The organism is Amazonocrinis nigriterrae CENA67, from assembly GCF_016056305.1.
In the GTDB taxonomy this organism is placed as follows: Bacteria; Cyanobacteriota; Cyanobacteriia; order Cyanobacteriales; family Nostocaceae; genus Amazonocrinis; species Amazonocrinis nigriterrae.
This window is the reverse complement of the sequence record NZ_JAECZC010000038.1, coordinates 1-14,564: the sequence shown is the minus strand read 5'-3', so window position 1 is coordinate 14,564 and position 14,564 is coordinate 1. Positions and strand designations below refer to the sequence as shown.

13 protein-coding genes are annotated in these 14,564 nt (G+C 43.5%); 6 read left to right on the top strand and 7 right to left on the bottom strand.

Translation table 11 applies throughout. The features are described from left to right. Positions 1 to 224 precede the first annotated feature (224 nt). A complete protein-coding gene (gene malQ, locus I8748_RS18805; RefSeq protein WP_198126093.1) occupies positions 225 to 1,733 on the top strand; it encodes a 4-alpha-glucanotransferase in 1,509 nt (502 codons plus the stop codon). Between the two features lie 84 nt (positions 1,734 to 1,817). Here malQ and I8748_RS18800 read toward each other — a convergent pair whose 3' ends face one another. Both I8748_RS18800 and I8748_RS18795 read right to left on the bottom strand, forming a co-directional pair. After that, the gene (locus I8748_RS18800) at positions 1,818 to 2,633 is read right to left on the bottom strand and encodes a helix-turn-helix domain-containing protein (RefSeq protein ID WP_198126092.1); all 816 of its coding nucleotides are present in this window, start codon (positions 2,631 to 2,633) and stop codon (positions 1,818 to 1,820) included. After that, positions 2,630 to 3,424, bottom strand: coding sequence for a pseudouridine synthase (locus I8748_RS18795; RefSeq protein WP_198126091.1), 795 nt, complete (start codon positions 3,422 to 3,424; stop codon positions 2,630 to 2,632). The genes I8748_RS18800 and I8748_RS18795 overlap by 4 nt, the downstream gene beginning before the upstream one ends. A 152-nt stretch (positions 3,425 to 3,576) precedes the next feature. Here I8748_RS18795 and I8748_RS18790 point away from each other — a divergent pair, with 152 nt between their 5' ends. After that, complete coding sequence (locus I8748_RS18790; protein WP_198126090.1) at positions 3,577 to 4,287, top strand: LmeA family phospholipid-binding protein; 711 nt, start codon at positions 3,577 to 3,579, stop codon at positions 4,285 to 4,287. A gap of 107 nt (positions 4,288 to 4,394) precedes the next feature. On the opposite strand, the gene I8748_RS18785 is transcribed toward I8748_RS18790, so the two are convergent. After that, positions 4,395 to 5,285 carry a phosphatidate cytidylyltransferase gene (locus tag I8748_RS18785; protein ID WP_198126089.1) on the bottom strand — a complete coding sequence of 297 codons (891 nt, stop codon included), beginning with the start codon at positions 5,283 to 5,285 and terminating at the stop codon, positions 4,395 to 4,397. Between the two features lie 168 nt (positions 5,286 to 5,453). Next, on the bottom strand, positions 5,454 to 6,056 hold the full coding sequence (gene cbiT / locus I8748_RS18780; protein ID WP_198126088.1) for a precorrin-6Y C5,15-methyltransferase subunit CbiT: 603 nt from the start codon (positions 6,054 to 6,056) through the stop codon (positions 5,454 to 5,456). 87 nt (positions 6,057 to 6,143) lie between these two features. Here cbiT and I8748_RS18775 point away from each other — a divergent pair, with 87 nt between their 5' ends. The 3 genes from I8748_RS18775 to tatA all read left to right on the top strand — a co-directional run bounded on the left by I8748_RS18775 (position 6,144) and on the right by tatA (position 9,240). Then, positions 6,144 to 7,532, top strand: a complete 1,389-nt coding sequence (locus I8748_RS18775; RefSeq protein ID WP_198126087.1) for a serine/threonine protein kinase — start codon at positions 6,144 to 6,146, stop codon at positions 7,530 to 7,532. Between the two features lie 80 nt (positions 7,533 to 7,612). Then, positions 7,613 to 9,016, top strand: coding sequence for a serine/threonine protein kinase (locus tag I8748_RS18770; protein ID WP_225896468.1), 1,404 nt, complete (start codon positions 7,613 to 7,615; stop codon positions 9,014 to 9,016). A 47-nt stretch (positions 9,017 to 9,063) separates the two neighbouring features. After that, on the top strand, positions 9,064 to 9,240 hold the full coding sequence (tatA, locus tag I8748_RS18765) for a twin-arginine translocase TatA/TatE family subunit (protein WP_198126085.1): 177 nt from the start codon (positions 9,064 to 9,066) through the stop codon (positions 9,238 to 9,240). A 53-nt stretch (positions 9,241 to 9,293) separates the two neighbouring features. On the opposite strand, the gene cphA is transcribed toward tatA, so the two are convergent. The 3 genes from cphA to I8748_RS18750 form a co-directional block, all read right to left on the bottom strand. Continuing rightward, positions 9,294 to 11,993, bottom strand: coding sequence for a cyanophycin synthetase (cphA, locus tag I8748_RS18760; protein ID WP_198126127.1), 2,700 nt, complete (start codon positions 11,991 to 11,993; stop codon positions 9,294 to 9,296). A gap of 172 nt (positions 11,994 to 12,165) precedes the next feature. Then, positions 12,166 to 13,029, bottom strand: a complete 864-nt coding sequence (locus I8748_RS18755) for a cyanophycinase (protein ID WP_096558530.1) — start codon at positions 13,027 to 13,029, stop codon at positions 12,166 to 12,168. 301 nt (positions 13,030 to 13,330) lie between these two features. Beyond that, on the bottom strand, positions 13,331 to 13,594 hold the full coding sequence (locus I8748_RS18750) for a hypothetical protein (RefSeq protein ID WP_198126084.1): 264 nt from the start codon (positions 13,592 to 13,594) through the stop codon (positions 13,331 to 13,333). Positions 13,595 to 13,856: 262 nt separating this feature from the next. Here I8748_RS18750 and trmD point away from each other — a divergent pair. Further along, a partial coding sequence (gene trmD, locus I8748_RS18745; protein WP_198126083.1) for a tRNA (guanosine(37)-N1)-methyltransferase TrmD occupies positions 13,857 to 14,564 on the top strand: 708 nt, incomplete at its 3' end.

The window sequence follows — 14,564 nt, the reverse complement described above, 5'->3', positions numbered from 1 at the left end:
TGGTCAGTGGTCAGTGGTCAGTGGTCAGTGGTCAGTAGTGAATAGCGTAATCAGCACAACTAACAACTAACAACTGACAACTAACAATTACATGACTTTACCAGATTTAGCTTACAGCTACTGTTCCGTGATAAATTCGATGCGATGTCTACGAAAAGCCACTTCGTGTCTACGCTACTGCGTGTCGTCAAGACAATCGATTCCTCCTACAATTCAACATAAATATGCCTTTTCCCAGATCCAGCGGCGTTTTGCTGCATCCTACCTCTTTTCCCAGTCGATTTGGCATTGGAGATTTAGGACTAGAAGCCTATAAATTTATTGATTTTCTCGAAAAGAGTTATCAACAATATTGGCAAGTTTTACCTCTAGGCCCCACTGGATACGGCAATTCTCCGTATATGTCCTACTCAGCAATGGCTGGAAATCCTCTGCTAATTAGCCCAGAAAAACTACTAGATGAAGGTTTGTTAACAGAGGAAGACTTTGCTAATTTACCAGCATTTGAGGCAGACAAAGTACATTTCGAGCAGGCTGCACCAATTAAAATTGGGCTACTAAAAAAAGCTTGCGAAAACTTTAAAACTAAAGCATCTTCCATCCAGCAAAAAGAATTTGCAGGTTTTTGCGATAGTAAAGCCTATTGGTTGGATAATTACGCTTTATTTATGGCGCTCAAAGATTCTCTAAATGGTGCTAGCTGGCATACTTGGGAGCCACAACTCGCCAGGCGCGAACTAGAAGCGTTAGCTAGGGCCGAGCAACAACTGACAGCAGAGATTTTTTATTACAAATTCATTCAATATGAATTTTTCCGCCAGTGGTCAAACCTGAAAAGCTATGCCAACATGCGCGGTATCGAGATTATCGGCGATATTCCTATCTATGTCGCTCACGATAGTGCTGATGTCTGGGCACATCCTGAAAGCTTTTGCTTGGATGAGGAGACGGGAGAAGCTGCACTCATGGCGGGAGTTCCACCAGATTACTTTAGCGCTACTGGTCAACTGTGGGGCAACCCAGTTTACAACTGGGAGGAATTGCAAAAACAAGATTTTAAATGGTGGATAGAGCGCTTTGAGGCGATGCTGGATTATGTCGATATTATTCGTATTGACCACTTCCGGGGATTTGAAGCTTTTTGGGCTGTCAAACAAGGAGAAACAACTGCTATCAATGGAGAATGGATTAAAGCGCCTGGAGAAGAATTGTTTGATACGATTAAACAGAAATTAGGTAAGCTACCCGTTTTAGCAGAAGACTTGGGAGTAATTACCCCAGAGGTGGAAGCGCTGCGAGACAAGTATGAATTTCCTGGTATGAAAGTTTTGCAGTTTGCTTTTGGTTCTGATCCCGGTAATCCGTTTTTACCCTTTAATTACCCAAGAAATGCAGTAGTTTATACTGGAACCCATGATAATGACACGACTGTAGGCTGGTTTAATACAGCTAATGACTACGAAAAGCATAACTTATTGCTTTATTTGGGTTCCATCAGTCCTGATGGCATTCACTGGGATTTAATTCGTTTGGCTTTGAGTTCCATAGCTAATCAAGCGATTATTCCTCTACAAGATATTTTGGGTTTAGGAACCGATGCCAGAATGAACTTTCCTAGTGTTGCTGAGGGGAACTGGGCGTGGCGCTATCAGTCGCATAGTATAACAGACGAATTGAGCGATCGCCTGAAAGTACTGACGAAACTCTATGGACGCGCTCCTCGCGGAGTTTAAGGAGCAGGGGGCGCAGGGGAGCAAGGGAGCAGGGGAAGATAAGGGAGAAAATTCTTCCTCATCCCCCTCATCTCCCTCATCCCCCTAATTCCCTCCAGGCTGCGGCTTGGCAGCAATCTTAACTTCTTCTACTTTCCCAGGTTCTCCCATTTGCTTGGCTTTTTCTTGATTAACACTCATCATTACACCACCAGCATTATCAGTTTTCACTGTTAACTGCTCTTGAGCTTTCCAAATCCGATGTGTTCCCTCTGGAAGAACGCCCTCAAACGCAGTTTTGCCATCAGCTACTACGCGAATCCAGGATGAAGCTTTCAAGGTGACACTAATCTGTAATGACTGATTGTCTTTGGTACTGCTGAAAGTGTCGCTAATAGGTTGGGCTTTTGCTGAAGACTGACTTTGATTTGGTTCTGTTTTTAAAGATGTCTGTTGCTCTGGCTTACTTGCATTGTTATTTGCTTTCAGATCAGCATTATTCAGCAATTGAGACAAGCTGCTGACAGAACATACAATCACGAATATATAGAGTAAGTAAAGATGAAGAGGACGCAATTGACTCATGAACCTAATTTTTCCAGCAGGTTGAGAGATTGCTGACCCAGAAGCAACGGGAAAATTGCTCGCTAATTCCACTCCATTAAAGCCCAACGCGTCGGCAAATTGCCTAATTAAACCTTGAATATAGATTGGTTCTGGCAATTCATTTAAATTCCCTTCTTCAATCGCCTGTAACAATCGCCGAGGAATTTTAGTCAAAAGTACCATTTCATCTAAAGACAAACCTCTTTCTTGACGCGCAGCGGAAAGTTGAGCGCCCAATTCGGACAACTTTTCCTCTCTTAGTTGTTCTATTGAAACTTTTGGCTGCTCACTATCCTTTCTTTTTAGCCATTTCATGCTTTTTGTACTCTCCTTCCCTCACCTAAATCTTCAATAGGTATTTGCTTTATCTGCTTTTGCAAAAAGCGGATTTCATCTTCTTTCAATAAACGATAGCTACCTTTACTTAGAAAACGCGTTTTTGACATTTGTAATTGAATTGGGCCAATAGCAGTCCGATGTAGTTTGATGACTGGGTATCCTAACTGTTCCGCTACACGGCGTATCTGGCGATTTCGTCCCTCCTGCAAAACTATTTCTAAACGGCTATTTACAGCAAAACTTTCTATTAAGTCCACCTTCGCAGGAAGGGTTTTTCTGCCTTCTAAAATTACACCCTGACGCCACATTTCTAGGGCTACTTCAGAAGGATGTCCTTTGACTAAAACAAGATAACTTTTAGGAATATTGTGACGTGGATGGGTTAACCCAAATGTCAGATCCCCATCATTAGTTAATATTAATGCTCCTGTAGACTCTGCATCTAAACGACCAACTGGGTGAATACCTGTACCCTCACGTAATTCTTTTGGTAGTAAATCCAAGACTGTTTTTCTTCCCTGAGGGTCGTAGCAAGTGGAAACTACTCCAGCAGGTTTGTGCAGCAACAGATATATTAAGGGCGGGCGGTGTTGAGGAGACACTGGCTTACCATCCACAGTAATAGTATCTCTTTGGGGGTCAACTTTTTGACCTAAATTTGCTAAAACCCCATTTATCCGCACCCGCGATCGCCGAATCATTTCTTCAGCTTCACGCCGTGAGGCTATACCCCATTGAGCAATAACTTTTTGTAACCGTGTCTCCATGTGGAAATTACTGCTAGTTTATTGAAATGATTTATTGAAATTTATATATTCATCATATTTGTATTTTGTGTGAAGTCGCCATAAATGTTACATTTAAAGCTTGCTTCAGAGCAGTAGCTTACTGAGCAAATATCCATCACAAGAGTGGTTAAATGCCAGAAGATAATTTACCAAAAAGTTCAAAGAAGATTAGAGTAATTACAAATGTGCTTACACAAGCACTTAAGCTGTGGTTGAGATCGCAAGTCAGCCAAATATCGCAGTTAGAAGTGGAGATTAGGGCAAGCGATCGCCAAATTCTCTCTGGTTGTATTCCTTGGGTATCTGTCTTTGCCAGTCATGCCGTCTATCAAGGCCTCCATATTACACGAATTCAGCTTGTAGCGGAAAATATTCAAATCAATATAGGCTCAGTACTTAAAGGTCAACCGCTACGACTGTTAGAAACAGTTTCTGTGTTCGGCGATCTCTCTGTGGAGGAAAAGGATCTCAATAATTCCCTTTCCTCTGAACTATTATCGACTGCTTTAAATGATGTTCTGCTTAAACTTTTACCAGAACATAGCGCAAAATCCAAGCCTATTTCTTGGCAAAAAATCACCCTTGACAAAAATCAAGTAATCATTAGTGGTATGCTTACACCAACAATAGAAGCTCAGCAATTAGATATTTATTTGTGCTTAGAATTACACAATAGTCAAGAGTTGCAACTATCGCAAATCCAAGTTATTGAAAACGCAATACCACTCTTAGAAGGTAATGATAGTTACAATCTACATTTAGGCTCAGATATAGATATTGAAGAACTCACCTTGATCCCTGGTAAACTGGAGTGCCGAGGACAAATTAATGTAAATCCCTAATAATTAAAAATTAAAAATTAGAGATAAAAAATACTTATTCTTAATAGGAGGCAGGAGGTGGGAACTATTCTTATCTCCTCTATCCCCCATCTCCTCATCTCCCTTAGTTACTTATCTACTAACAGCGGCAACAAAAGTGTCACGAAATAGTAAACCAAGGGAGCAGTGAAAATATAACTATCAGTACGATCTAAGATACCACCATGACCGGGGATCAACTGTCCAGAATCTTTAACTCCAGCATCGCGTTTAAGCATAGATTCGGTAAGGTCGCCCAAAAGACTGGCAATACCAATTAGCAGACCCAAGGCTATACCAGTGAAGAGAAATCTAGGAAAGTGAAGATAATAAGCTCCTGCTAAGGCGACAACAACGCTAGCAACGATACCAAAAACAGCACCTTCAACAGTTTTTTTGGGGCTGATGTTAGATAGTGGGGTTTTACCAAAGAATTTACCAAAGATGTAAGCACCAATGTCAGCTGCCCAAATACATAAGAAAGTCAGCATTGTCACGGTCAACCCTTGAGGTAAAGCAGCGAAATTTTTGTGCTGGAGAATATCTCCCCAAACTGGAGGCCAGTAACCACCCAAAGGAAGATTACTGACGGCCGCACTACCAAGGGCGCGTAACCGTACCCAATAACTTGCCAAGTAACCCACATAAAACAGCCCCATAATGGAAGCAGAAATATCCGCGATTGTTGCCATTTTGGGCTGAAACAGCAAGTAAAAACAAATAAATGTACCTGCTATTGGCATGACAGCATCAGCCAAACTGCCATCAACTGTACAAATAACGAGTAAAATTTGGCTGACAAACATGGTGGTTTTAGCAGCGGGAACTATGCCTCTGGCTCGCACCAAATTAAAATATTCCTGATGACCCAAAAAAACGACAACCGCGATCGCGATCGTAAAATACCAACCACCTAAAAGCACAGCAACCAAAGCAAGAGCGATCGCAACAATTCCACTAATAATCCGAGACCAAGGCATAGCAATATTTGGGATTGGGTATTGGGTATTGGGGATTGGGTATTGGGGATTGGGTATTGGGGATTGGGTATTACGAAGAAAAACGCTGTTTGATGAACTAAATTCTTTCTTGGCCCCAGTCCCTAGTCCCTAGTCCCTAGTCCCTAGTCCCCAGTTCCCAGTCCCCATTTAGTCTAGTTTCTCACCACTAAGGATAAAAATGGGATCAACTGCGGCAAAGGTTTGAGAAAAACCACGTGTCTCTAGACGGTTAACCGCAGACTGGACAACTTCAATATTTATAGCCCGCAATTGAGAAAAGCTCTGAGAAATAGCGTACAAACCTTCTAGATTAGCAGCTGTGGCGACAACTCGTCCTGACGATGGTAAATAATGCCACACAGCTTGTAGGATATCTTGAATGGGGCGTCCTCCTTCAATACAAACACGATCAGGCGAAACTTGGAGGTCATGCAAACACTCTGGAGCATTACCTTCAATGACTTCTACATTATTTACCTCAAAGCGATCGCAGTTACGTTTGATCAGGTTGGCGACTTCTTCATCCCGTTCTACAGCAATAATCTTTGCCTTGGGGCACAGTAATCCCACCTCTACAGGAATTGTACCTGTCCCCGCACCAATGTCCCACAACACGGAATCAGGTTTTAGCCGTAATTGAGAAATCAACAGTAGTCGCACTTCTCGCTGGCTAAAAGGAATACCTGGCAAATGCTCGAAGAATTCATCGGGAATACCAGGGCTAATGTAAGGCCAAAGTTGGGAGGGCATAGAATACACAATTATACTAAGAAATATCAGCTTGCTCAATTTGACAAGCTCTCAAAACCTTTTAAAGTAGCTTTATCAGCGATCATAATGATTGGGGAAATATTGGGCGATCGCTACGAAATCCAACAGCTGTTGGGAAAAAAAGCAGGGCGGCGGACTCTGTTAGCACGGGATCAAGTCACTGGTGAATTAGTTGTTATCAAATTACTTTCTTTCGGTAGTGATTTTGAATGGGATGATCTCAAGCTGTTTGAGCGGGAAGCACAAACATTAAAATCTTTGTCACATCTCTCTATTCCAAGCTATTTAGACTATTTTGAAGTAAATTTCCCAACTATCAAAGGATTTGCCCTTGTACAGAGTTATATCCCAGCTCAAACTCTAGAGCAATACTTACAAAGTGGGAGAATTTTCACAGAAGCTGAAGTCAAACAGTTAGCTAAAGCAGTTTTAGAAATTTTAATTTACCTACATCAACTGCATCCGCCTGTAATCCACCGTGATCTTAAGCCTAGCAATATTTTATTGGGCGAGCGTTCTGGCAATAGTATCGGTCAAGTTTACTTGGTAGATTTTGGTTCGGTGCAAACTGTATTAGCTACAGAAGGCGGAACCAGAACTGTAGTGGGTACTTATGGCTACATGCCACAAGAACAATTTGGTGGACGCACCGTTGTAGCTTCTGATCTTTATAGTTTAGGTGCAACGTTAATTTACTTAGTAACTGGTATCCATCCAGCCGATTTACCTCAAAAGGATTTTCGCATTCAGTTTGAGCATTTGACTAATTTAAGTCCTAGCTTGACAAATTGGCTCAAGTGGATGACTGAACCGAGTTTAGAAAAACGCTTGAGTTCTGCAACTGAAGCACTAACAGCTTTAAATAATTCGCTTCACAGTACTACTGTTTTAATTATTGGTAAACCTGCTGGTAGTAAAATTCAACTTACTAAAAATTCTGATTCTTTAGAAATAATTATTCCACCTGGTGGCTTTGATCCATCAATAATTCTTACTGGTTTGTTTGCGATCGCCTGGAATTCTTTTATCCTATTTTGGACTATTGGCGCACTTTCAGCACCTTTTCCAATCAACATCCCCTTTGCTTTGTTCTCACTTCCCTTTTGGGGTGCTGGCTTGTTTATGCTCAATGGTATTATTTTGCCTTGGTTTGCACGCACCCGCTTACGTCTCACTACTGAGCAAATTGCTTTAACCTATGAATTATTTGGCTTGAAATTTCATCGCCCCCGACCATCACTGAGAGAAAATATTACCAAAATAGTTTACACTCCGAAATATTTTACTAAAGATTCTGATGGCGATCGCGACGAAGTGCCAGCAAAATTAGAGATTTGGGCAGGGGTAAAAAAATATCAACTTGGTACAACTGGTGCTATTACATCTGAAGCGGAACTGGAATGGCTAGCTCACGAGTTGAAGCATTGGTTAGGGATAGATATCACTAAGGAGTAGTTCTAGCCAAATTTAGAGATATCTCCCATTGAAAGTAAAAAATATCACGAAAATAATTACTTTCCATGAGCAATAAAATAATGGGTGAGTCGCCTGACAGAGACATCTTTGCTTCACGCTACGAAGTTCAGCAGAAGTTGGGAAAAAAAGCTGGGCGACAGACACTATTAGCCCGTGACTTGCAAACGCAAGAACTAGTGGTAATCAAATTACTCAGCTTTACAAGTGGCTTTGAATGGGATGATCTCAAGCTATTTGAACGGGAAGCCGAAACTTTAAAATCTTTGTCCCATAACGCTATCCCCCGTTATTTAGATTACTTCGAGGTAAATTCATCTACTATTAAAGGATTTGCCCTAGTACAGAGTTATATTCCAGCAAAAACTTTAGAACAATACTTACAATCTGGGCGGACTTTTACAGAAGTAGAAGTTAAAGAGATAGCCACAGCAGTTTTAGAAATTCTCATTTATTTGCACGGCTTAAATCCGCCTGTAATTCACCGTGATCTTAAGCCTAGCAATATTTTATTGGGTGAGCGTTCTGGCAATAGTGTCGGTCAAGTTTACTTGGTAGATTTTGGTTCGGTGCAAACTGTCCTCGCCGCTGAAAATGGGACTCGGACTGTGGTAGGAACCTACGGCTATATGCCACCTGAGCAATTTGGTGGGCACACCATTGTAGCATCTGACCTGTATAGTTTAGGTGCAACCTTGATTTATTTGGTAACAGGAACTCATCCAGCTGATTTACCTCAAAAAGATTTTCGCATTCAGTTTGAGCATTTGACTAAGTTAAGTCCTAGTTTTATCAATTGGCTTAAATGGATGACTGAACCAAGTTTAGAACGGCGTTGTAATTCTGCAAGTGAAGCACTCAATGCTTTAAAAAATTTGCGGTTTCTTACCACTGCCCTAACTTTGGGTAAACCAGTCGGTAGTAAAATTAAGCTTACTAAGAATTGGGATTCTCTAGAAATTATTGTTCCACCTGTTGGCTTTAAGCCATCTACGATCTCTACACTTTTATTTGCGATCACCTGGAATTCATTAACCCTACCTTGGACAATTAGCAGTCTAATTCTCCTTTTTTCTGGTCAAATTTTTAGTCTTATGTTCTCACTTCTGTTTTCAGGTATTGGCTTATTTATGATATATGGTATTTTCTTCTCTTTATTTGGATACATCCGCTTAGACCTGAATCAGGAAGAAATTGTCTTAACCCACAAGTTACTGGGATTGAAATATCCTCGCCCCCGTCCATCACCGAGACAAAGTATTACTAAACTAGTTTACATTTCAAAACATTTTACCCAAGACTCAGAAGGTTCTAGAATAAACGTCCCAGCACAATTAGATATTTACTCAGGAGTGTATAAGTATCAACTTGGTGGTACAACTGGTGCTATTGAATCTGAAGCGGAACTGGAATGGCTAGCTCAGGAATTGAGCGATTGGTTAGGTATACCGATTACGCGAGAATAGCTATCTACTTGTTTATAGTGAATATAAGTATAATTTAGGAGCCAGATATGTTTGGACTAGGATGGCCGGAAGTAGGAATAATTGCTATAGTCGCTATTTTAATTTTTGGCCCCAAAAAAATCCCTGAACTGGGAAACGCACTGGGTAAAACTCTGCGGGGTTTTAAAGACGAACTGAAAAATTCAACTGAAGACACCACCGAAGAAGAAGAGAAAAACAGTTAACAGTCAACAGTCAACAGTGTTTTAACTATTGACTATTGACTCTTGACTCTTGACTAAAGCAACGTATTAATAACAGAAGATGCCACCCCATTTTGCAGATCGACCACAGTCGTGGAAGGATTTTGTTGAATTTCCTCTTTGACTAAACCTCGCAACTTAATTAATTTGATAGCCCGACTAACGCTTTCTGGTAAAATGACCACCAAACCGTTATTAGGAGCCATATCCAAACCTTTGTTAATGGCTTGGGTTTCGTCCAGAATTACCTCGTAGCGGCTATCTGGTTTGACTTGGGTAATGCCTTTAGTCATTAAATCTGAGGCTGAACCCCGTGGGCGTCCCCTTGTATCATCGTCTTCTTTGACAATGATGTAGTCAAAAATTTCCGCTGCGAGTTTACCCAAGGTAACAAAGTCTTCGTCGCGGCGATCGCCTGGCCCGCCAATTACACCAATTTTTTGTCCTGTATTCCAGTTGCGGACAAAAGCACCCACAGCTTCGTAACTGGCTGGGTTGTGGGCATAATCTACTAATGCGTGGTAGTTCCCTAAATTAAATAAATTCATCCGTCCCGGTGTTTGGCTAACAGAAGCACGGAACGTCTTTAAACCAGCGCGTATTTGCTCAATCGTGACATTTTGCACGAAAGCTGCCAAACTAGCTGCTAACGCGTTGGCAATCATAAACGGCGCACGTCCGCCCATTGTCAAGGGGATATTTTCTGCCCTTTCGATTCTGTGCGTCCAGTCGCCTTTGACAATTGATAGATACCCATTTTCATATACCGCTGCCACTCCGCCCTTTTGGATGTGTTTCCGCACTAATTCCGAATCGGGGTTCATGGTAAAGTAAGCAATGTTGGCTTTGGTTTTTTCCGCCATAGCTGCGACGCGGCGATCGTCAGCGTTCAATACTGCATAGCCATCAGGTGTCACAGCTTCCGCCACAACGCTCTTGAGGTTAGCCAATTGCTCAATGGTATCGATATCACCTATTCCTAAATGGTCGGCGGCGACATTCAACACCACACCCACATTGGCACTTTCAAAGCCCAGCCCTGAGCGGAGAATACCACCGCGAGCCGTTTCTAGCACCGCTACTTCTACAGTTGGATCTTGCAAAATCAGGTGGGCACTTTGGGGGCCTGTGTTGTCTCCAGCTTCTACTAAGTATTCACCGATATAAGTTCCATCTGTAGTAGTATAACCCACTACTTTACCAGTCTGTTTATAAATGTGTGCTAGCAGTCGAGTAGTTGTGGTTTTTCCATTTGTGCCTGTGACACTCAAAATGGGAATACTGCTGGACTGTTCGTTGGGGAACAGCATATCCATCACTGCGCCGGCAACGTTGCGGGGGATGCCAACGCTGGGGGCAACGTGCATCCTAAAGCCAGGAGCAGCATTGACTTCCACAATTACGCCATCTACTTCTCTGAGGGGGCGGCTAATATCTGAAGTGACAATATCTAGTCCGGCAATGTCCAAACCGATAATCTTCACTACCCTTTGTGCCAACCAAACATTTTCTGGGTGGATTTCGTCGGTGCGGTCTACAGCAATACCACCTGTACTCAAGTTGGCCGTTGCCCGTAAGTAACAAATTGTACCTTTAGGTGGTACGCTGTTGAGAGTGAAGCCTTGCCTTTCTAAGAGTTGGTAGCTGGTGCGGTCTAGCTCTATCTTGGTGAGGACGTTATCATGTCCTTCACCGCGATTGGGGTCGAGGTTGGTTTCCTCAATCAGTTCGGCAATGCTGGATCTGCCATTACCCACTACGTGGGCTGGCACGCGTTCTGCTACTGCCACCACTTTGCCATCTACAACCAGTACTCTGTGGTCTCGCCCTACATAATACCGCTCAATAATTATTGAGCGAGAAACTTGTCTAGCTGCCTCGTAGGCTGCTTCTGCCTCTTCCCAAGTGCGGATATCGATGGTGATGCCACGTCCGTGATTGCCATCTAGCGGTTTAATCACGATGGGGTATCCGCCTACGTATTCAATGGCTTCTTCCAAATCGTCCAAGAAGTTGATCACTGTACCTCTGGGAACAGGGACTCCAGCCGCAGCCAAGATGCGTTTAGTGGCTTCTTTATCGCAGGCTAGTTCCACTCCCAAAATGCCAGTTTTATCGGTCATCGTCGCCTGCATCCGCTTCTGATTGATGCCGTAGCCCAGCTGGATCAAAAAGCGGGCGCTGAGTTGCATCCAGGGAATGCCTCGTTTTTCGGCTTCTTTGACGATGGCTTCCGTAGATGGGCCTAAAGAAGAATCACGCCAAAAGTCTTTTAGGTCTTGGATATCTTGCTCTAGTTCTGCCTTGGGGTAACGACCTCGATCAACAATACTCTGGCAAAGTCGCACAGCTGCTCGTCCAGCGTAGCGTCCCGCTTCTTCGTTGAGGTATTCAATCACTACCTGGAAAACTCCGGGTGTGGCAGTTTCACGGGTGCGCCCAAAGCCGACATGCATTCCAGCTAATTCCTGGAGTTCTAAGGCTACATGCTCTACAACATGGCCCATCATGGTACCTTCTCGCACTCGCATCAAAAAACCACCACGACAGCCAGGTGAGCAATAGTGGCCCTCCAGACTTGGCAGCGCCTCTACTAATCCTTCATAAAAGCCAGGGATTTCATTCGAGGGCGTCTCGGCAAGGTTTTCTAAATCGAGGCGCATAACGATCAGCTTGTGGCGTCGAATGCTCCAGTAGTTTGGGCCGCGTAAGGTCTGGATCTTGAGGATTCTCATGGGAATAGGTAGATGGAGATTCGGAACCAAAATTCTAGTTTCTTACTGGAATTGACCGCTAAACTGTTTATAATGAACAGTTTTTTCTTTTTACATGGTATTCCTCTAATTTTTCTACGGCAGGAAATAAAGTTGCGGTCAACGTCAGTGTAACCTCAGATACTCTATTCCGTCAGCTGGAGATGCGGTGTACAGCGGGCAATACAGTCCGTTGGTACAGGTGGAAGCGATCGCCATAGCTGAGGATATGCAGACGTAAATTATGTACTGTTAGGGGTTCATTAGCACCGACATGTGGTTCGTTGGTGTGGGTCAGTTCAGTGGGATCAACAATGGTGACACTGCCTTTACCCATGACTTGTAACCAACCATCACGTTCAAATACGGCACAGGTATCTTCATCGATGCCAATACCTAAGCGGTCGGGATGAGCTGCAATCGCACTAATTAAACGCCCCATGCGATTGCGGTTGTGAAAGTGTTGGTCAACAATCACTTCGGGGATAAACCCCAAACCTGTTGCCATATCTACTAGGGAACGATTTGGCGTCTCACCACTTCCACCACCAGCAATCATATGATGCCCCATTACCGCCGCCCCCGCACTGGTTCCTGCTAGGGTAAGTTGCCCACCTCTGACCCGCTGTCGGATAATTTCCATTGCTGGTGTATCTGACAACACGCCACAGAGACGTAATTGGTCTCCTCCCGTCAAAAATACCCCACTACAAGCTTCTAGGGATGCTTTGATTTGTGGTATTTCACACTGTTCGCGTTCGCGAATGTCTAAAATTTCAACCTTCTCAGCACCCATTTCTTCAAAAATGCGAATATACCGACCACCGATGATAGCGGGTTCGCGGGAAGCGGATGGAATAATTGTAATATAGGCCTTACTAGCACCAGCGCGGCCAAAAAAAGTTCTCAGGATTTCGCGTCCATGAACTTTGTCTTCTGCGCCTCCGATAACCAGAACGGCGGTTTTAGTTGCTTGGGGTGTCCTCATTTCCAGCGATTTAGCTTTTAGTTGCGGCATTGTGTTTCTCCTGTCAACAACTTCAGGAACCATCGCCTTGAACGGGTTTCCGAGGCACTCCGTTGGGGAGGCAGTGCGTTGGGGAGGTTCCCTCCGTTGAAGCAACTGCCGTCGGCTTTGCCGACAGCCGCGGAAGTGCCGTCGGCTTGTGGCGAATGGCGTGTGAATTTAACAAGGTTGAGCAGCCCGATGATTTTTGCACTTTGCTTTTTTTGGAGGACACTGCACTGAAGTTCTGAATGAAGTTAGCCTCCGCTCAGACCTCTTGCTTGAAGTACACGAAGCCTCAGTATTCATGTGTTCATTGCCGTTCCTCAAAGCCAGCGCCTTGTTTTTCACCTGTCCACTTTTTCCAGACTGGCAGAATCGTGCTTGTAGGGCTAAAAGAGAACACTTTTGTGCCAAGGGTTGCCAAAACGCCGACTTTTGGCGTTCTGAACTTGGGGAGGTTCCCCTCGATTCTAGACCGTACGCCTGAGTGCAGGGTAGAAAGTGTCCATTTCCCCTCTGAGATGGGGGATTTGGTTTTCTCTCTGGGGTCGGCGGTGAGCAGGTCTTTACACACATTATTCTGAGGCTGGCTCGATGCATCCTGGAAGTTGTTAACTTGGTCGGATAATTATATTTAAATGGTAGTTGTGACAATATTTAAACATAAATTAAGTAATTAGAAAAACTTTTGAAAACTTTTGATCCCACCATCAATCAATAGTTCTGGTAGTTTTAGACACTATTGATTAAACTTATCTGTAGTTTTAACCCAGATTAGCTTCTTGTGTTTAGTAAACATTCAAATTTAAGATTAGTGTTCCCGAATACGAATTACTGTGCGTTTTGATATAGTTACACTTTTTCCTGACTGTTTTACCTCAGTTCTGAGTTCTGGACTGATGGGTAAAGCCTTAGCCAAACAGATTGCCCAAGTCAATCTAGTCAATCCGAGAGACTTTACCAATGATAAACACCGCAAGGTAGATGATGAACCCTACGGTGGCGGCGTGGGGATGCTGATGAAGCCAGAACCAATCTTTAGCGCTGTGGAATCATTGCCAATTCTGCCACGAAGAGAAATCATTTTAATGAGTCCTCAAGGTCAGACAATCAATCAACCGCTGTTGCGAGAATTAGCAACCAATTATGACCAGTTAGTAGTAATCTGCGGACATTATGAAGGAGTGGATGAGAGAGTGCTGCATTTAGTGACTCGTGAGGTATCTTTGGGTGATTTTATTCTGACTGGTGGAGAAATTCCAGCTATGGCATTAATCAACGGTGTAATGCGCCTGCTACCAGGAACGGTGGCTAAAACAGAGTCACTAACAGCCGAAAGTTTTGAAGAGGGATTGCTGGACTATCCTCAGTACACTCGTCCCGCTAACTTTCGCGGCTTGAAAGTGCCTGATGTCCTCCTTTCAGGCAATCATGCTGCCATTGCTAAGTGGCGTTATGAACAACAAATAAAAAAAACAAGCGATCGCCGCCCTGATTTGCTCAAGGAGTGGGAGCGGGGGAAGCAGGGGAGCAGGGGAGATGGG